At 67.0% G+C, this 16301-nt stretch carries 16 protein-coding genes; 14 read left to right on the top strand and 2 right to left on the bottom strand.

Features of this window, described 5'->3' with window-relative positions; translation table 11 throughout:
* Window positions 1–243 precede the first annotated feature (243 nt).
* The 5 genes from glyA (at window position 244) to OP498_RS14675 (ending at window position 5720) form a co-directional block, all read left to right on the top strand.
* Window positions 244–1509: a serine hydroxymethyltransferase gene (gene glyA, locus OP498_RS14695; RefSeq protein ID WP_280554114.1), complete on the top strand. Its 1266-nt coding sequence runs from the start codon at window positions 244–246 to the stop codon at window positions 1507–1509.
* A 331-nt stretch (window positions 1510–1840) separates the two neighbouring features.
* The gene (locus OP498_RS14690) at window positions 1841–2635 is read left to right on the top strand and encodes an FCD domain-containing protein (protein WP_280554112.1); all 795 of its coding nucleotides are present in this window, start codon (window positions 1841–1843) and stop codon (window positions 2633–2635) included.
* 67 nt (window positions 2636–2702) lie between these two features.
* The gene (locus OP498_RS14685) at window positions 2703–3737 is read left to right on the top strand and encodes a TRAP transporter substrate-binding protein (RefSeq protein ID WP_280550606.1); all 1035 of its coding nucleotides are present in this window, start codon (window positions 2703–2705) and stop codon (window positions 3735–3737) included.
* Window positions 3738–3813: 76 nt separating this feature from the next.
* Entirely contained in the window at window positions 3814–4419 is a 606-nt protein-coding gene (locus tag OP498_RS14680; protein WP_280554111.1) for a TRAP transporter small permease, read from the top strand.
* The gene (locus OP498_RS14675; RefSeq protein WP_280554109.1) at window positions 4419–5720 is read left to right on the top strand and encodes a TRAP transporter large permease subunit; all 1302 of its coding nucleotides are present in this window, start codon (window positions 4419–4421) and stop codon (window positions 5718–5720) included. Before OP498_RS14680 ends, OP498_RS14675 begins: the two co-directional genes overlap by 1 nt.
* Before the next feature lie 98 nt (window positions 5721–5818).
* On the opposite strand, the gene OP498_RS14670 is transcribed toward OP498_RS14675, so the two are convergent.
* Window positions 5819–6328, bottom strand: a complete 510-nt coding sequence (locus OP498_RS14670) for a gluconokinase (protein ID WP_280549335.1) — start codon at window positions 6326–6328, stop codon at window positions 5819–5821.
* A 293-nt stretch (window positions 6329–6621) separates the two neighbouring features.
* Here OP498_RS14670 and OP498_RS14665 point away from each other — a divergent pair, with 293 nt between their 5' ends.
* The 6 genes from OP498_RS14665 (at window position 6622) to OP498_RS14640 (ending at window position 12768) form a co-directional block, all read left to right on the top strand.
* The gene (locus tag OP498_RS14665; protein ID WP_280549337.1) at window positions 6622–8031 is read left to right on the top strand and encodes an MBL fold metallo-hydrolase; all 1410 of its coding nucleotides are present in this window, start codon (window positions 6622–6624) and stop codon (window positions 8029–8031) included.
* Window positions 8032–8337: 306 nt separating this feature from the next.
* A complete protein-coding gene (locus tag OP498_RS14660) occupies window positions 8338–9204 on the top strand; it encodes an MBL fold metallo-hydrolase (protein WP_280549339.1) in 867 nt (288 codons plus the stop codon).
* 41 nt (window positions 9205–9245) lie between these two features.
* The gene (locus tag OP498_RS14655) at window positions 9246–9665 is read left to right on the top strand and encodes a TIGR01244 family sulfur transferase (RefSeq protein WP_280549341.1); all 420 of its coding nucleotides are present in this window, start codon (window positions 9246–9248) and stop codon (window positions 9663–9665) included.
* Window positions 9666–9793: 128 nt separating this feature from the next.
* Complete coding sequence (gene sulP, locus OP498_RS14650; RefSeq protein ID WP_280554107.1) at window positions 9794–11545, top strand: sulfate permease; 1752 nt, start codon at window positions 9794–9796, stop codon at window positions 11543–11545.
* Window positions 11546–11881: 336 nt separating this feature from the next.
* Window positions 11882–12343, top strand: coding sequence for a YeeE/YedE family protein (locus OP498_RS14645; protein WP_280554105.1), 462 nt, complete (start codon window positions 11882–11884; stop codon window positions 12341–12343).
* Window positions 12340–12768 (top strand): DUF6691 family protein, encoded by a 429-nt coding sequence (locus OP498_RS14640; protein ID WP_280549347.1) that lies wholly within the window; start codon window positions 12340–12342, stop codon window positions 12766–12768. The genes OP498_RS14645 and OP498_RS14640 overlap by 4 nt, the downstream gene beginning before the upstream one ends.
* Window positions 12769–12838: 70 nt before the next feature.
* Here the strand turns inward: OP498_RS14640 and dsbG are convergent, their stop codons facing one another.
* A complete protein-coding gene (gene dsbG, locus OP498_RS14635) occupies window positions 12839–13603 on the bottom strand; it encodes a thiol:disulfide interchange protein DsbG (RefSeq protein WP_280549349.1) in 765 nt (254 codons plus the stop codon).
* Window positions 13604–13834: 231 nt separating this feature from the next.
* Between dsbG and OP498_RS14630 the strand changes: the two genes are divergently transcribed.
* From OP498_RS14630 to ribD, 3 genes are all read left to right on the top strand, one after another.
* On the top strand, window positions 13835–14284 hold the full coding sequence (locus tag OP498_RS14630; RefSeq protein WP_280549351.1) for a copper chaperone PCu(A)C: 450 nt from the start codon (window positions 13835–13837) through the stop codon (window positions 14282–14284).
* A 145-nt stretch (window positions 14285–14429) separates the two neighbouring features.
* Entirely contained in the window at window positions 14430–14915 is a 486-nt protein-coding gene (gene nrdR, locus OP498_RS14625) for a transcriptional regulator NrdR (protein ID WP_280549353.1), read from the top strand.
* A complete protein-coding gene (gene ribD / locus OP498_RS14620) occupies window positions 14915–16042 on the top strand; it encodes a bifunctional diaminohydroxyphosphoribosylaminopyrimidine deaminase/5-amino-6-(5-phosphoribosylamino)uracil reductase RibD (protein ID WP_280549355.1) in 1128 nt (375 codons plus the stop codon). Before nrdR ends, ribD begins: the two co-directional genes overlap by 1 nt.
* The last annotated feature ends 259 nt before the right edge of the window (window positions 16043–16301 follow it).

Below are 16301 nucleotides of genomic sequence, written 5' to 3'. Positions count from 1 at the left end.
GCGTTAGACTGTGTCATGACCTGCCTCCCTCAATAGTGGCTCTGCGTTTAGGTCCCTCCTCAACGTAACCCACGACGTTGAGGAGGGGCAGGTCAATCCATGATGTCTACGGTCGGCACAGTGCCTGAAGGAAGGGTAGGCCCGATAAGCCGAAGGCGCATCGGGCGGGGGAAGATGAAAGGCGCCGGGGGCTGGGGTATCATGTGCTCCCCAGATTTCCCCGTTTTGCGAGGTTTCCCGCCGATGTTCAGCCGTGACATGCAGATTGCCGGTTTCGATGACGTCCTGTTCGATGCGATGCAGAAGGAAGTCGCACGCCAGGAAGCGCACATCGAGCTGATCGCCTCCGAGAACTACGCCAGCCCCCGGGTGCTCGAGGCCCAGGGTAGCCAACTGACTAACAAGTACGCGGAAGGCTACCCCGGCAAGCGCTACTACGGCGGCTGCGAGTACGTGGACATCGTCGAGCAGCTCGCCATCGACTACGCCAAGGAGTTGTTCGCTGCGACCTACGCCAATGTCCAGCCCCACTCTGGTTCCCAGGCCAACGGTGCGGTGTTCCAGGCGCTGGTCAAGCCGGGCGACACCATCCTGGGCATGAGCCTCGATGCGGGGGGGCACCTGACCCATGGCGCCAAGCCCAACTTCTCCGGCAAGCATTACCACGCCGTGCAGTATGGCATCGACGAGCACGGCCGCATCGATTACGCGGAGGTGGCCAGCCTCGCCCGCGAGCACAAGCCCAAGATGATCATCGCCGGCTTCTCCGCCTACTCCCAGATCATCGACTGGGCGACGTTCCGCGAGATCGCCGACGAGGTGGGTGCCTACCTGCTGGTCGACATGGCCCACGTGGCGGGCCTGGTGGCGGCCGGCGTCTATCCGACCCCGCTGCCCCACGCCCATGTGGTGACCACCACCACTCACAAGACCTTGCGCGGCCCCCGTGGCGGCCTGATCCTCTCTGCTGAAAATAATCCCGACATCGAGAAGAAGCTGCAGTCCGCGGTTTTCCCGGGCGGGCAGGGTGGTCCGCTGGAGCACGTCATCGCCGCCAAGGCGGTCTGCTTCAAGGAGGCCATGGAGCCTGATTTCAAGACCTATCAGCAGCAGGTGGTGAAGAACGCCCAGACCATGGCCGGGGTGTTCATCGCGCGCGGCTTCGAGGTGGTCTCCGGCGGCACCGAGGACCACCTCTTCCTGCTCTCGCTGATCAAGCAGGGGCTGACCGGCAAGGACGCGGATGCTGCCCTGGGGCGCGCCCACATCACCGTCAACAAGAACGCCGTGCCCGGCGACCCGCAGAGCCCCTTCGTGACCTCGGGCCTGCGCCTCGGTACCCCGGCGGTGACCACCCGCGGCTTTGGCGAGACCGAGTGCCAGGAGCTGGCCGGCTGGATCTGCGACATTCTCGACGTTATGGCGGCAGGGGATGACACCGCCGCCATCGAGGCCGAGGTCAAGGCGAAGGTCGAGGCCGTCTGCGCCCGCTTGCCAGTCTATCGCTGAGACGCCCTGTCGCTGACTGACCCTGGCTGAGGCCAGGGATCCTAGAGCGCCCCGCCTGGATGCACCATGGTGGGGCGTTTTCGTGTCCATTGCTGGTGCAGCCGCATCGGGGATGTGGGCACGATTCGTCGTGCCCCCGCGAGCGGCCCTTCATCCCCAGCTGGAACCGGGTTCGGGCGGCGATTCCCGACCTTCCCGAGTGCATGTTCCAGGCGGTGGTGCGGGATAATGCCGCTAATGTGACCAAAGTCTAAAGGCACGGCCGCGGCATTTGGGCGACCCTATGTCCGACATAAAGTGAATCAAGTCGTACAGGAGTCACCAAGCGCCCATGTCGTCGCGTCAGCCCCCATCCGGGCGCAAGCCCGCCCACAAGCCTGATATCGCCGAGGACCTCGCCCGGGCGATCTTCGCCGGTGAGCATGCGCCGGGTAGCTTCTTGCCCCGGGAGCTGGATCTCTGCGCGAGCTACGGGGTCAGTCGCAGCACCGTGCGCAGTGCCCTGCAGCAGCTGGTCTCGGCGGGCATGCTGACGCGCATCTCGGGGCAGGGCAGCCGGGTGCGCGAGCTCACCGACTGGCACCTGCTGGATCCCCGGGTCAGTGACTGGATGGCGCGCTTCGCCCAGCCCAATCCGCGCATCCAGCGCGACATCTTCGCCTTCCGCGTGGCCGTGGAGCCCTTCATGGCGCGGCTGGCGGCAGCGCATGCCACCGCCGCCGACCTGCTGGCCATCGAGACGGCCTGGCGCAACATGATCCGTGCCCTGGAGGCGCCCGATCGGCGCTGCGAGGGGGGCAGCCACGACGAGCACGACGTGGCCTTCCATGAGGCGATCTTCGCGGCCACCCATAACCTGTTGTGGGCCCAGCTCAGCCACATGCTCAAGCCAGCCATCGGCCTGCTGGTGGAGACCTCCAACCACAGCGCGGCCGAGCTGAGCGATAGCATGGAGCGCCATCGCCGGCTGATGGAGGCGATCCGCCTGCGTCAGCCCGATGAGGCCGAGCAAGCGGCCCTCTCGGTGCTCGAGCGTACCGGTCTGGATCTGGGGTTCGAGAGCCTGTTCGACCATCGTCCGCCACGCCTGCGTCTGCCGGGCGCTGGTGTTCCCGAACCGGGTTGACCGGTTCGCCACGTACGCGGTGTCCGCACCGACAACAACATCAATGCGCCATAGAAGGAAACGCACCATGAAACAGATCACGCCACGCTCCTCCTTTGCCCTCAAGGGCCTGACCGCCGCCGTGCTCGGTTCACTGGCCTTCTCCGTACAGGCCGCCGAGTACGAATGGACCTTCCAGACCTCCGAGACCTCGGGCGAGCCGCAGTTCGAGCTCAAGAAGGCTTGGGCCGAAAACGTCAACACCATGTCTGACGGGCGCATCGAGATCGAGATCCTGCCGGTCAATGCTGTGGTCCAGGCCAACCAGACCCTGGATGCCGTTCAGTCCGGCATCCTCCAGGGCCACCTCACCGACCCCAGCTACTTCTCCGGCCGCGATCCGGCCTTCGGCATGCTGGGCAACCTGGTAGGCGCCTGGGGCGATCCGCTGGAGTTCCTGGAGTACATGAACCACGGCGGTGGCGAGGCGCTCTACAACGAGCTGGTCAACCCCTACGGCGTGCAGCTGATCGGTGCCGCCGCCACCGGCCTGGAGTCCTTCCCCTCCAAGCGCCCGATCCGCACCGTGGAGGACCTCGAGGGGCTCAAGGTCCGCGCCCCGGAGGGCATGGTCTACAACATCTTCGAGAAGGCCGGCGCCGCCCCGGTGAACCTGCCGGGCTCTGAGGTCTACACCTCGCTTGAGAAGGGCGTGATCGACGCCGCCGACTACACGGTGTTCTCCACCAACCACAGCCAGGGGCTGCATAGCTTCGCCAACTACCCCAACTATCCGGGCTTCCACTCGCTGCCGATGGTTTCCGTATCGCTCAACAAGGAAATCTGGGACGGCCTGCCGGAAGACCTCCAGGCGATACTGGAGACCTCGGTGGACAAGCTGGCCTACGAGATGGTCTTCGAGCTCAAGAAGCTGGACCTCGAGGCGGTGGCCGAGGCGCGCCAGGACCCGAACATCGAGCTGATCGACATGGCTCCGGCGGAGCGCGCCAAGTTCCGCAACATCGCCAAGGAAGAGTGGGCGGCCTGGGCCGAACGCAGCGAGATGAACCAGAAGGTCTACGACTCCGTGGTCGCTTTCCTCCAGGCCCGCAACCTGATGTAAGCCGACCCACATCCACTCCCTGGCAAGCCGACCATCGTCCGGGCCCTCGCCCGGACGATGCGTGAAGAGACCCATCATGACCCAACCTTCCCCCGACAACCGCGACCCGGTCGAGCAGACCGAGACGCTCGGCCCCGAACGTACCGCCCTGGACCGCCTGGTGGCCCGGGGCGCCCACGGCGCCGCCTGGCTGGTACTGATTGCCATGGGCATCAGCGTGGTCGAGGTGTTCCTGCGCTACGGCTTCAACAATCCCACCTCCTGGGTGCACGAGTCGGTGATCTTCCTGGTCGCCGTGACCTTCGCCCTGGGCGGCCCCGCGGCGCTGGCCCGCAACAGCCATATCCGCGTCAAGGTGCTCTACGACAGCGCCGGCCCGCGGCTCACGTGCTGGATGGATCGCTTCAACGACCTGGTGACTCTGGGCTTCTGCCTGGCCATGAGCTACGCCGCCTTCCACATGTTCTGGCGCGCCTCGCACAACCCGTTCGGCGAGTGGCAGCTGGAGCGCTCCGGGACCTCCTGGAATCCGCCCTTCCCGGCGCTGGTCAAGGGCATGATCCTGTTCGCCCTGGCGCTGATGACCCTGCAGGCGCTGCTCCATCTGGTGCAGTCGATTCGCGCCCGTCCCGCCGACCATGAGCCCGCCGACCATGAGTCCACCGACAGGGAGACACGCTGATGGATATCGGGACGGCCACGATCCTGATGATCGCCGCCATCTTCGGCCTGCTGGTCACCGGCCTGCCGCTGGCCTTCATCACCGGCCTGGTGGCGATGGTCTTCACCTTCGGCTGGTTCGGCGAGACGGCGCTGCCGCTGGTCACCAGCCGGGTGTTCAGCTTCATCACCGAGTACTCGCTGGTGGCGGTGCCGATGTTCGTGCTGATGGCCTCGCTGCTCGACCGCTCCGGCATCGCCAAGGACCTGTTCAACGCCATGCGGGTGTTCGCCGGGCGACTGCCCGGCGGCGTGGCGGTGCAGACCATCGTGGTGGCCTTCTTCCTCGCCGCGCTGTCGGGGATCATCGGCGGCGAGATCGTGCTGCTGGGCATCCTGGCGCTGCCGCAGATGCTGCGCCTGGGCTACGACAAGCGGCTCTCCATCGGCGTGGTGTGCGCCGGCGGGGCGCTGGGCACCATGATGCCGCCGTCGATCGTGCTGATCATCTACGGCCTGATCGCCAGCGTCTCCATCGCCGAGCTGTTCACCGCGGCGATCACCCCGGCGGTGATCCTGATGGGCTCCTACATCGCCTACGTGATGGTGCGCTGCCTGAAGAACCCGGCGATGGGCCCACCGCTCACCGCCGAGACCCAGGACAATCCCTTCGCCAGCAAGTTCGAGGCGGTCAAGGCGATCCTGCTGCCGGGAATGGTCGCCTTCCTGGTGCTGGGCACCATCTATGGCGGCATCGCCTCGGTGACCGAGGCGGCGGCCATGGGGGTGTTCGGGGTGATGCTGGCCATCGTGCTGCGCGGCGAGTTCAGCGTGACGATGCTGCACCGCAGCCTGGGCCAGACGCTCTACACCTGCGGCATGATCATCTGGATCGGCATCGGCGCCGCGGCGCTGGTGGGGGTCTACAACCTGATGGGCGGCAACCGCTTCGTCTCGGGGATGATCCTGGGGCTCGAGGTGGCACCGATCGTGATCATCCTGGTGATGATGGCGATCATGCTGGTGCTGGGGCTGTTCCTGGACTGGATCGGCATCGCCATGCTGGCCCTGCCGATCTTCCTGCCCATCGTCACTCAGCTGGGCTTTGATCCGATCTGGTTCGGCATCCTGTTCGCGGTGAACATGCAGGTGTCGTTCCTGTCGCCGCCGTTCGGCCCCGCGGCCTTCTACCTGAAGAGCGTGGCGCCGCCGGAGATCAGCCTCAAGGACATCTACGTCTCGGTGCTGCCCTTCATGGCGATCCAGCTGCTGATGCTGGCGGCGCTGCTCTTGTGGCCGCAGTTGGCCATCTGGCCGCTGTAAGGTAAGTAAAAAGGCCTTAAAGGCAGCAAGAAAGAGGGAGGCCGATGGCCTCCCTTTTCGCTCTATCTATGCAGCGTAATTTCACCACTTCGTAACCACTAGCCTCGAGATTTACACAGGAATTCTTCCACAATTGTCTCGGGTGATAGGGCGACATCCAGGCGGATGGCTTCGCTGTCGCCAGGCGGCTCAAGATCACGAAGTTGGCTATCCAGCATATGCTCGCCCTGGAAGAAATGCCCTTTGCGGCCGCGAAGACGCTCCAGCAGAATCTCGCGGCTGCCATGCAGGTAGAGGATCTTCAGGTCGGGAGCGCTCTGGCATAGCTGGTCGCGGTAGCGGCGCTTGAGCGCCGAGCAGCCGATCACCAAGGAGCGCCCCTGGCTGGCATGGTCACGATAGAAGCCGGCAAGGGTCTCGAGCCAGCCTTCCCGGTCGCCATCGTTGAGGGGTTCGCCACGTGACATCTTGGCGATGCTGGTGGGGCTGTGGTGGTCATCGGCATCGATGAAGTCGGCCCCGGTGGCCTCGGCAACCAACTTGCCGATATGCGACTTTCCTGATCCTGAAACCCCCATGACCAGCGCGAGTATCGGCGTGGATTCCATCTGTCTTCTTCCATTGTATTGGCGAGGTCGTTACCCTTCATCATAGCGAAAAAAGGCCATGAATGGCCAGTGAATATCGGTCAGTGGCCAGGGGTCTTCACTCTTCTTCCGGTGTCGAAGCTGGGTGAGTCGATGGGCCACCCGGTGCCGGATGACCCGGGTCAAGAGGAGCGGCGTGAATGACGCCGGCTGGTCGGGAATCCGTTATGCTGAGACGAAGGGGGCATGCCGGGGCCGTGTCTCCGCCCTGTTCTTCGGCTATACGCTGTTCCTCGGCGATAAGGAGCGAGACCATGTCGACTCTCACCTTCCAGGGCGCGGTCAAGGAGGTTACCGGCTCGCGCTATCTCATCGAACTGGACGGCAACGGCCGCTCGCACAAGTTGCTGCTGGAGTGTGGCCTGCACCAGGGCGGCAGCGATGCCGACGAGGCCAACGCCAAGTCCTTCGGCAAGCTGCCCCGGGAGCTCGAGGCGGTGGTGCTCTCCCATGGCCATCTCGATCACTCGGGGCTGCTGCCCAAGCTGGTGAAGGAGGGGTATCGCGGGCCGATCCACTGCACGCGGGGCACCCGCGACCTGCTGGAGATCATGCTGCAGGACGCCGCCTTCATCATGGCCAAGGACGTCGAGTGGGAGAACAAGTGGCGCAAGCGCAACGGCAAGCCGCTGGTCGAACCGCTCTACGAGCTGGAGGACGTGGAACAGACCCTGGCGCTCTGCGAGACCCATCCCTACGGCCAGCCGGCCCGGTTGCCGGGCGGGGCCAGCCTGGTATTCCGCGACGCCGGCCACATCCTCGGTTCGGCCATTGTCGAGCTGGCCCTGCCCTCCGGGGGGCAAGAGAAGCGCCTGGTATTCTCGGGCGACCTGGGCAATCCCAGCTCGGTGCTGATGAAGGATCCCGAGAAGCTCTATGACGCTGACCTGGTGCTGATGGAGAGCACCTATGGCGACCGCGATCATCGGCCCCTGGGGGACACCCTCGAGGAGTTCGCCCGCGTGCTGGAGGAGGCCCATGCCGACGGCGGCAACGTACTGATTCCCGCCTTCGCCGTGGGGCGTACCCAGGAGATCCTCTACCACCTGAGCGTGCTCTACCACGAGGGGCGGCTGCGCCAGCAGATGGTGTTCCTGGACAGCCCCATGGCGATCCGTGTCACCGAGCTCTATCACCGGGCACGCAAGGCGCTGGATCCCGAGGACCTCAAGGTGCTCAACGTGGCGGCCAGCGGCGACACCCGCCAGTACCTGCCGATCCTGCGCATGACCCGCACGGTGGAGGAGTCCATGGCCATCAACCGCATTCACGGCGGGGCGATCATCATCGCCGGGGCCGGGATGTGCAATGGCGGGCGCATCATCCACCACTTCCGCTACAACCTGGAGAAACCTGATACCCGGCTGGTGATCGTGGGCTTCCAGGCGGCGGGCACGGTGGGGCGCCAGATCGTCGACGGCGCCGAGCGGATCCGCGTGATGGGCCGGGACCTGGCGGTCAAGGCGAGGGTTCACACCATTGGCGGCTTCTCGGCCCATGCCGGCCAGACCCAGCTGCTGGGCTGGGCCGGCGCCTTCCGCAACCGACCTCGCTTCTATCTGGTGCATGGCGAGCCCGGAGCCCAGCAGGCGCTGCAGGCGGCCCTCACCCGGAGCGACATCGAGGCAGAGATTCCCGCCTACGGCGACCGTATCGAGCTCTGAGCGGTGTTCCGCCTGATGCGCCTCCGGCTTATCGGGCCGGCAAGCCAGCCGTAGGCCTGGTAAGCGACAGCGCACAAGGCGTCCCGTCCCGCTCGGTGTACTGGCGTTTATGGCGCCTGCATGGCCGCTCCAAGAGGTGATGCGATCTCCCGGTGGCCGTTCCCTCCTGCCCAGTGACCCCAAAGAGGCTGCGAAGCGACATCTATCCCAGTCTTTATATGCATAAACAATCTATGTTTAGAACATAAATTTGTTTTAAGCTGTGGCCATCGCTGCAAGACAGCACACAGACGGAGAGCGTTTGCCATGTCTGATCCCATCGTGACCCACTTCTTCGACGAGCCGACCAACACCTTCAGCTATGTGGTGCAGGATCCCGACAGCCACGCCTGCGCGATCCTCGATTCGGTGCTCGACTTCGACTACGCCGCCGGGCGCACCGACGTGCGCTCCGCCGACGCGATCATCGCCTTCGTGCGCGACAACGCCCTCGAGGTGGAGTGGGTCCTCGAGACCCACGTTCACGCCGACCACCTCTCCGCCGCGCCCTATCTGCACGAGACGCTGGGCGGCAAGACCGGCATCGGCGCTCAGATCACCGTGGTGCAGGATGTCTTCGGCAAGGCCTTCAATGCCGGCACCGAGTTCGCCCGCGACGGTAGCCAGTTCGACCGCCTCTTCGAGGAGGGCGACAGCTTCACCATCGGCAACCTGGAAGGGCGGGTGCTGCACACCCCGGGCCACACCCCGGCCTGCTTGACTTACGTGATCGGTGATGCCGCCTTCGTCGGCGATACCCTGTTCATGCCCGATTACGGCACTGCCCGCTGCGACTTCCCGGGCGGCGACGCGCGCACCCTCTACCGCTCCATCCAGAAGGTGCTGGCGCTGCCGGGCGAGACCCGACTGTTCCTGTGCCATGACTACAAGGCGCCGGATCGCGAGGCGTACCAGCACGAGACCAGCGTGGCCGAGCAGCGCGCCCACAACGTCCATGTCCACGAAGGGGTCAGCGAGGAGGCGTTCGTCAAGATGCGCACCGAGCGCGACGCGACCCTGGACATGCCCCGGCTGATCCTGCCTTCGGTGCAGGTCAACATGCGCGCCGGTCATATGCCGCCGGCAGAAGATAATGGCCAGGTCTACCTCAAGGTGCCGATCAACACGTTCTGACAGCCCATTTTTCCAGACATCATCTCCCTAGGAGAGCGCCCATGCAGATCCATGAACTCGAACCCGGCTTCGCCATCACCGGTGCCGTGACACCCGCCGATCTCGATGAGGTCGCCCGTCGCGGCTTCCGCTCGGTGATCTGCAACCGCCGTCCCGGCGAAGCCGAGGACCATCCCGACGACCGTGCCCTGAGTGCCCGGGCGGCCGAGCTGGGCCTCGAATGGCGCTGTATCCCGGTCATCCCGGGCGAATACTCGGAGGCCGATATCGAGGCCTTCGGCCAGGCCCTCGATGGGCTGCCCGCGCCCATCCTGGCTTTCTGCAAGACCGGAAAGCGGGCCTTGCACCTCTGGGCACAGGCTCGCTCCCGGGAGGCTGGCTGCGATATCCCGGCGCTGCTGGCGGCGGCCCATGACGCGGGCCATGACCCCCAGCCTATCCGCGAGATGCTCAAGGCCTGACAGCGCCACGCACGACAGCGATAACGCCGTCCTGGCGCTACGGGAATGGCATGCTCAAGGGGCAGGAGTGACGGGCCCGGGCGGCTCGCCGCGATTGAACAGGGTTCACCGCAGATGACGAGACCTTAATGATCCCTTCACGCTGGATTCCCCTGATCGGCTGGCTGCACGGCTATCGGCGCGATGTGCTGGCGCGTGACCTGGTGGCGGCGGTGATCGTCACCCTCATGCTGGTGCCCCAGGCGCTGGCCTATGCGCTGCTGGCTGGCCTGCCGCCGGAGGTGGGGCTCTACGCCAGCATGCTGCCGCTGGTGCTCTATGCCCTCTTCGGCACCAGCGCCACCTTGGCGGTGGGGCCTGTGGCGGTAGCCTCGCTGATGACCGCCTCGGCGCTGTCGGGGGTCGCGGCGCCCGGCAGCGCCGAGTACGTCGGCGCGGCCCTGGTGCTGGCCGCTCTCTCCGGCCTGGTCCTTTTGACCATGGGGCTGCTGCGGCTGGGGTTTCTGGCCAACTTCCTGAGCCATCCGGTGATCTCGGGCTTCGTCACCGCCTCTGGCATCCTGATCGCCGGCAGCCAGCTGCGTCATGTGCTGGGCGTGGAGTCGTCCGGTCACAACCTGGTGGAGATGGGGTCGGCGCTGGTCGCGGGGCTTGATGGCATCAATGTCATCACCCTGGCGATCGGCCTGGGAGTCTGGGGGTTTCTTCTCGTGTGCCGGCGCTATCTCAAGGGCGGCCTGAGGCGCCTGGGGCTGTCGGCGACCGTCGCCGACCTGGTGGCCAAGGCCGCGCCGGTCTCGGCGGTAATCGCCACCACTCTCCTGGCCTGGAGCCTGGGGTTGGGCGAGCGCGGCGTGGATCTGGTGGGCGAGGTGCCCAGCGGCCTACCGTCCCTGGCCCTGCCGAGCCTGGATCCCGCGCTGTGGTCGAGCTTGCTGCCGGCGGCGGTGCTGATCAGCCTCGTCGGCTTCGTGGAGTCGGTCTCGGTGGCCCAGACCCTGGCCGCCAAGCGGCGCCAGCGGATCGATCCCAACCAGGAGCTGATCGCCATGGGGCTGGCCAATATCGGGGCGGGGACGAGCGGCGGGTCGCCGGTATCCGGCGGTTTCTCCCGGTCGGTGGTCAACTTCGAGGCCGGTGCCGTCACGCCACTCGCCGGCGCCTTCACCGCCCTGGGCATCGCCCTGGCGACGCTGACCCTGACCACCCCCCTGGCCTTCCTGCCCAAGGCGACGCTGGCCGCCACCATCATCGTCGCCGTGGGTACCCTGATCGATCTGCCGGCCATCAAGCGCACCTGGGCGTATTCCCGTGCCGACGGCGTGGCCATGCTGGCGACCCTGATCCTGACGCTGGTGCATGGCGTGGAGAGCGGCATCCTGGTCGGCGTGGTGCTGTCGCTCGGCCTGCACCTGTATCGCACCAGTCGCCCCCACAGTGCCGTGGTGGGGCGGGTCCCCGGCAGCGAGCACTTTCGCAACGTGCGTCGCCACCAGGTGGAAACCGACGACCAGCTGGCTATCCTGCGGGTCGACGAGAGCCTCTACTTCGCCAACGCCCGCTATCTGGAGGACACCGTCATGACCCTGGCGGCCCGCCAGCCGGCGCTTGAGCACATCGTGCTGGCCTGCCAGGCGGTCAACGTCATCGATGCCTCGGCGCTGGAGAGCCTGGAGGCGATCAATGCGCGGCTCAAGGACGCCGACGTCGCCCTGCATCTGGCCGAGGTCAAGGGGCCGGTGATGGACCGGCTGCAGCACACCGAGTTCTGCCATGAGCTGACCGGACGGGTGTTTCTGAGCACCTATGACGCCTGGCGTGAGTTGCACGACGAGAGTCACGAGACTCTGGCGCGGGGTTGTGCCGAGCTGCAGGGGTAGTGGCGAGCTTGCCATGCCCGATGCCGCCGTTGTGGAAGCGCAATGCATTGCGCGAATGGTATCAACAGCAGTAGGCCCGGTAAGCGACAGCGCACCGGGCAACTTTCGCCCGATGCGCCTCCGGCTTATCGGGCCTACCGAGCCTTGCCTCGGCCGTAGGCCTGGTAAGCGACAGCGCACCGGGCAGCCGGCTGGACCGATAGGGCCGTTGTCGAAGCGCATTTATTGCCGGTTCGACGCCTCGACGAATGGCGCTGATCGAGCAGGGGCGAAAACCGCTGGTCATTGCAGCGATTCGAGAAATGGCATTCCTGGATGCAGTAGAGGAGAGAAAGCGTGGACTGGAATTCATCCCTGCAGGGCCTGGCCGGTGGCATTCTCATCGGCCTGTCCGCCACCTGGCTGATGGCGACCCTGGGCCGCATCGCCGGCATCAGCGGCATCATCGGTAATTTGATCACCGCGCGTCCCAGGGGGGACAGCGCCTGGCGCCTGGCCTTCGTGCTCGGCCTGATCAGCGGCCCTGTCGTGCTGATGCTGCTGGGCGGTGGTCTGGGTAACGTGGCCGGCAGCCCCGGCGAGGTCGTCGGCGCGCCTGCGGGGGGTGTACCGCTGATGCTGGTGGCCGGCCTGCTGGTGGGCCTGGGCACGGGTCTGGGCAGCGGCTGTACCAGTGGCCACGGCGTCTGCGGCCTCGCCCGGCTGTCGATGCGCTCCCTGGTGGCAACCCTGACGTTCCTGGGGGCGGCGATCATCACCGTCTTCGTGGTTCGGCACGTGATCGGAGGTGGCGTATGAAGACCGAGACCTTGAAAACGCTCATGGGCTATATCGCGGGGCTGATCTTCGGCCTCGGCCTGGCGGTCTCCGGCATGACCGACCCGGCACGGGTGCTCGGTTTCCTGGATGTCGCCGGCGCCTGGGACCCGACCCTGATGTTCGTGCTGGGCGGTGCCGTCGTGACCAACTTCATCGGCTACCGACTGGTGCTGCGTCGCCCCAATCCGGTGTTCGGCGAGCGTTTCCAGCTGCCTACCCGGCAGGACCTGGACGGCCGCCTGATCGGCGGTGCCGCGCTGTTCGGCATCGGCTGGGGGCTCTCCGGTTACTGCCCGGGTCCGGCCTTCGCCTCTATCGCCGGGCTCACCGGCCCGCTTGTCGCCATGCTGGTGGCCATGGTGGCCGGCTGGTTCCTGGCCCGGGCGATCCCCGCCGGCCGCTGATCGGCCTGGCGCGCCATCCCCCGTCGGCCCTGCCGGCGGGAGGGTCGTCATGGTGGCGCGTCGCGCCGCCTCAGGGGCGCGGCGCGCCCATCATCGCCTCGAGGCGTGCTGCGTCGGGCGCTCCCTCGACCTTCTCCAGGCGGCCGGCCTCGTTGCGGTAGTAGGTGGTGGGCGTGGCCATCAGCCCCAGGCCCTCGAAGAGCTGGTTGTTGGCGTAGACCTGCTCCTCGATCTCGCGGGGCTGGGCAGCGGCGGCGATGCCGCTGTCACTGGCCTGGTGTGCCTGTAGCGCCGCGGCGGGGTCTTCGGCGCCGAGCAGGGCGGCCGCTTTGGCCGGGCTGTCGCTGCGCAGGATGCCGACCATGATGTGGCGCAGCTGCACCTTGCCGGCCTCGACCCAGGGGCGGCTCTGCGCGTGGAAGCGCGCGCAGTAGGGGCAGTTGGGGTCGGTGAAGGTGTAGATCACGCGTGCTGCCTGCGGGTCGCCGTCCTGGATCCAGTGGCTCTCCTCGAGCCGCTGCCACACCTCGGCCTCCTGGCCGCTGCGCACGTGTTCGTCCAGCGGCGCGGCGGAGAGGTCGTTGCCCTCGGCATCGAGCAGGGTGCCGACCACGGCATGGTCGCCGTCCGGCGTGAGGTAGATGGCCATCTCGCGGCCCCGGTGGCTGGCGGCGTAGCCGCTGAGCCCGCCCGGGGCCGCGAATTCGCCGTGGATCTCCAGGCCCTGGTCTACCAGCGCTTGGACCGGCGCCGGCCAGTGGTCGTCGGCGGCGAGCGCCGAGGTCAGCGAGAGTGTGACCAGGCCGGCCGTCAGGGAGAGGAATAGAGTTCGCATCGCGATGTCCTGTTATAAAGAGAGGTTATGAAGGAGGTTATGAAGAGATGTCATGAAGGGGTGTCGTGGAGACCTGCCGGGGGCCCGGTAGTTCCCATCCTGCCACGAGGTCATTAGGCGTGGATTAATCGCCCCGGCTGCCGGCGGGACGCGATGTCGCATCCCGCTCCCCGTCTACGTCGAGGCAGGGTAAGCTCGATGTGTCCCCCTGAGCCCATGGAGTCAACCGACATGCGCATCGCTGCCCTACCGCTGGTCCTGTTTTCGCTGTTCAGCGCCACCGCCCTGGCCCAGTCCCTTACCGTCGAGGAGGCCCGGGTGCGGGCGGTGCCGCCGGGGTCGCCCACCACCGCCGCCTTCATGGAGCTTACCAACCCGGGCGAGGCGGACCTGGCGCTGGTCGGGGGCAGCTCGCCCCTGGCCGGCAGCCTGGAGCTGCACAACCACGTGATGGTGGATGGCGTGATGCAGATGCGTCAGGTCGAGACGATCCCGGTGCCGGCCGGCGAGACCGTGCGGCTGGCACCAGGCGGCTGGCACCTGATGTTCTTCGAGCTGGCCAGGCCCCCGGCCGAGGGCGAGCGTGTCGAGTTCACCCTGACACTCGACAATGGCGAGACCCTGAGTGTCGAGGCCCCGGTGAGGCGGGTGCAACCGATGGACATGCAGGGCGATGGCTAGCACGGGAACCACTGGTTCCCCCGGACCGCAGGGCAATCGTAGATAGCAGTATTGCCCTGCCCCCGGGCCGGCAGTTGCTGGGCGCCTTCCTTGCGAACCGTTACAATGCGGCAACAGCCTTTCCATCGACCTCGGGTTTATCCCTATGCATTGCCCCTTCTGTGGCGCCAACGACACGCGCGTGACCGATTCTCGCCTGGTGGCGGATGGCGACCAGGTACGGCGGCGGCGCCAGTGCGCGGCCTGTGGCGAGCGCTTCACCACCTACGAGACCGCCGAGCTGGTGATGCCGCGAGTGATCAAGTCCGATGGCACGCGGGAGGTATTCGACGAGACCAAGCTGCGCGCCGGCATGCTCCGGGCGCTGGAGAAGCGCCCGGTCAGTGCCGAGTCCATCGAGGTGGCGGTGGAGCGCATTCGCCAGAATCTGCGCGCCCGGGGCGAGCGCGAGATCCACGCCCGGGACATCGGTGAGGAGGTCATGCAGGCCCTCAAGCGCCTCGATCAGGTGGCCTACATCCGCTTCGCCTCGGTCTATCGCAGCTTCCAGGACATCGACGAGTTCCGCGCCGAGATCGACCGCCTGGCCCAGGAGCCCGGCTTCCCCACGGACCCGTCGGGAGCCGCCTGATGGCGCAGCACGCCTTCCCCGAGGCCTGGATGGCGCGTGCCGTGACGCTGGCGCGCCGCGGGCGCTATACCACCGACCCCAACCCCCGGGTGGGTTGCGTGCTGGTCAAGGATGGCCGGGTGGTCGGCGAGGGCTGGCACGAGCGGGCCGGCGAACCCCATGCTGAGATCCACGCCCTGCGAGCGGCGGGGGACCGTGCCCGCGGCGCCACCGCCTACGTGACCCTGGAGCCCTGCTCCCACCAGGGGCGCACCGGCCCCTGTGCCCTGGCGCTGGTCGAGGCCGGCGTGGCGCGAGTGGTGGTGGCCATGCAGGACCCCAACCCTAGCGTCGCCGGTCGGGGCATCGCCCGGCTGCGCGCCGCCGGCATCGAGGTGGCGGTGGGCCTGCTCGAGGAGGAGGCGCTGGCGCTCAACCCCGGCTTCGTGATGCGCATGTCCCACGGCCGCCCCTTCGTGCGCCTGAAGATGGCCATGAGCCTCGACGGCCGCACCGCCATGCGCTCCGGCGAGTCCCAGTGGATCACCGGGCCCCAGGCCCGCCGCGAGGTTCAGCGCCTGCGCGCCCGCTCCAGCGCCATCCTCACCGGGGTCGAGTCGATCATCTTCGACAACGCCCGGCTCACCGTGCGGCCCGAGCAGCTCGAACTGCCCGAGGGCGAGGCGCTTGTCGCCCGCCAGCCGCTGCGCGTGGTGGTGGACTCCCGGCTGCGCCTGCCGCTGGCCGCGGCCTGCCTGCGCGAGCCCGGCCGCACCCTGGTGGCCACCCTGGTCGACCACGAGCCCGAGCGGCGCAAAAGGCTCCAGGCCGCCGGCGCCGAGGTGGTGGCGATGCCCGCGGGCCCCGACGGCCGCGTCGACCTCGATGCTCTGCTGCGCCACCTGGCCGAGGCCGAGCAGGCCAACGAGGTGCTGCTGGAGACCGGGGCGACGCTGGCCGGTGCCATGCTCGAGGCCGGTCTGATCGACGAGATGCAGCTGTTCGTGGCGCCGACCCTGCTCGGCGGCGAGGCGCGTCCGCTCTTCGCGCTGCCGGGCCTGACCCTGATGGCCCAGCAGAAGGGGCTGGAGATCCTCGATATCCGCGCCGTGGGCCAGGATTGGCGGATTACCGCCCGGCCGCGGTGAGCTACAAGCGCCGAGCAGCCAAGGGTCGAGTAGCAAGTGGCAAGGGGCAAGGGGCAAGGGGATTCTTGTTACTTTCTACTTGAGACTCCGCCTGGCCGCTTGGCCGCTTGGCCGCTTGGCCCTTCAGAACTGGCGCCCGACGACGCGGCTGTTTACTGGCGCCCGACGACGCGCCACGGTACCCTGACGCGGTTTCGAGGTGGCGACGCCCGATGGCGACCCGCTCGTCGTCGGATGACGACAGCCACCACGCTGAATC

This window comes from Halomonas sp. 25-S5 (assembly GCF_029889845.1).
GTDB lineage: Bacteria > Pseudomonadota > Gammaproteobacteria > Pseudomonadales > Halomonadaceae > Halomonas.
Note: the sequence above shows the minus strand (reverse complement) of the source record. Positions and strands in the feature narration are given on the sequence as shown.

What these genes read in the sequence shown, in the direction of transcription:
- glyA (WP_280554114.1), top strand. Translation starts at nt 244, where the DNA reads ATGTTCAGCCGTGACATGCAGATTGCCGGTTTCGATGACGTCCTGTTC.
- OP498_RS14690 (WP_280554112.1), top strand. Translation starts at nt 1,841, where the DNA reads ATGTCGTCGCGTCAGCCCCCATCCGGGCGCAAGCCCGCCCACAAGCCT.
- OP498_RS14685 (WP_280550606.1), top strand. Translation starts at nt 2,703, where the DNA reads ATGAAACAGATCACGCCACGCTCCTCCTTTGCCCTCAAGGGCCTGACC.
- OP498_RS14680 (WP_280554111.1), top strand. Translation starts at nt 3,814, where the DNA reads ATGACCCAACCTTCCCCCGACAACCGCGACCCGGTCGAGCAGACCGAG.
- OP498_RS14675 (WP_280554109.1), top strand. Translation starts at nt 4,419, where the DNA reads ATGGATATCGGGACGGCCACGATCCTGATGATCGCCGCCATCTTCGGC.
- OP498_RS14670 (WP_280549335.1), bottom strand. Translation starts at nt 6,328, where the DNA reads ATGGAATCCACGCCGATACTCGCGCTGGTCATGGGGGTTTCAGGATCA.
- OP498_RS14665 (WP_280549337.1), top strand. Translation starts at nt 6,622, where the DNA reads ATGTCGACTCTCACCTTCCAGGGCGCGGTCAAGGAGGTTACCGGCTCG.
- OP498_RS14660 (WP_280549339.1), top strand. Translation starts at nt 8,338, where the DNA reads ATGTCTGATCCCATCGTGACCCACTTCTTCGACGAGCCGACCAACACC.
- OP498_RS14655 (WP_280549341.1), top strand. Translation starts at nt 9,246, where the DNA reads ATGCAGATCCATGAACTCGAACCCGGCTTCGCCATCACCGGTGCCGTG.
- sulP (WP_280554107.1), top strand. Translation starts at nt 9,794, where the DNA reads ATGATCCCTTCACGCTGGATTCCCCTGATCGGCTGGCTGCACGGCTAT.
- OP498_RS14640 (WP_280549347.1), top strand. Translation starts at nt 12,340, where the DNA reads ATGAAGACCGAGACCTTGAAAACGCTCATGGGCTATATCGCGGGGCTG.
- dsbG (WP_280549349.1), bottom strand. Translation starts at nt 13,603, where the DNA reads ATGCGAACTCTATTCCTCTCCCTGACGGCCGGCCTGGTCACACTCTCG.
- OP498_RS14630 (WP_280549351.1), top strand. Translation starts at nt 13,835, where the DNA reads ATGCGCATCGCTGCCCTACCGCTGGTCCTGTTTTCGCTGTTCAGCGCC.
- nrdR (WP_280549353.1), top strand. Translation starts at nt 14,430, where the DNA reads ATGCATTGCCCCTTCTGTGGCGCCAACGACACGCGCGTGACCGATTCT.
- ribD (WP_280549355.1), top strand. Translation starts at nt 14,915, where the DNA reads ATGGCGCAGCACGCCTTCCCCGAGGCCTGGATGGCGCGTGCCGTGACG.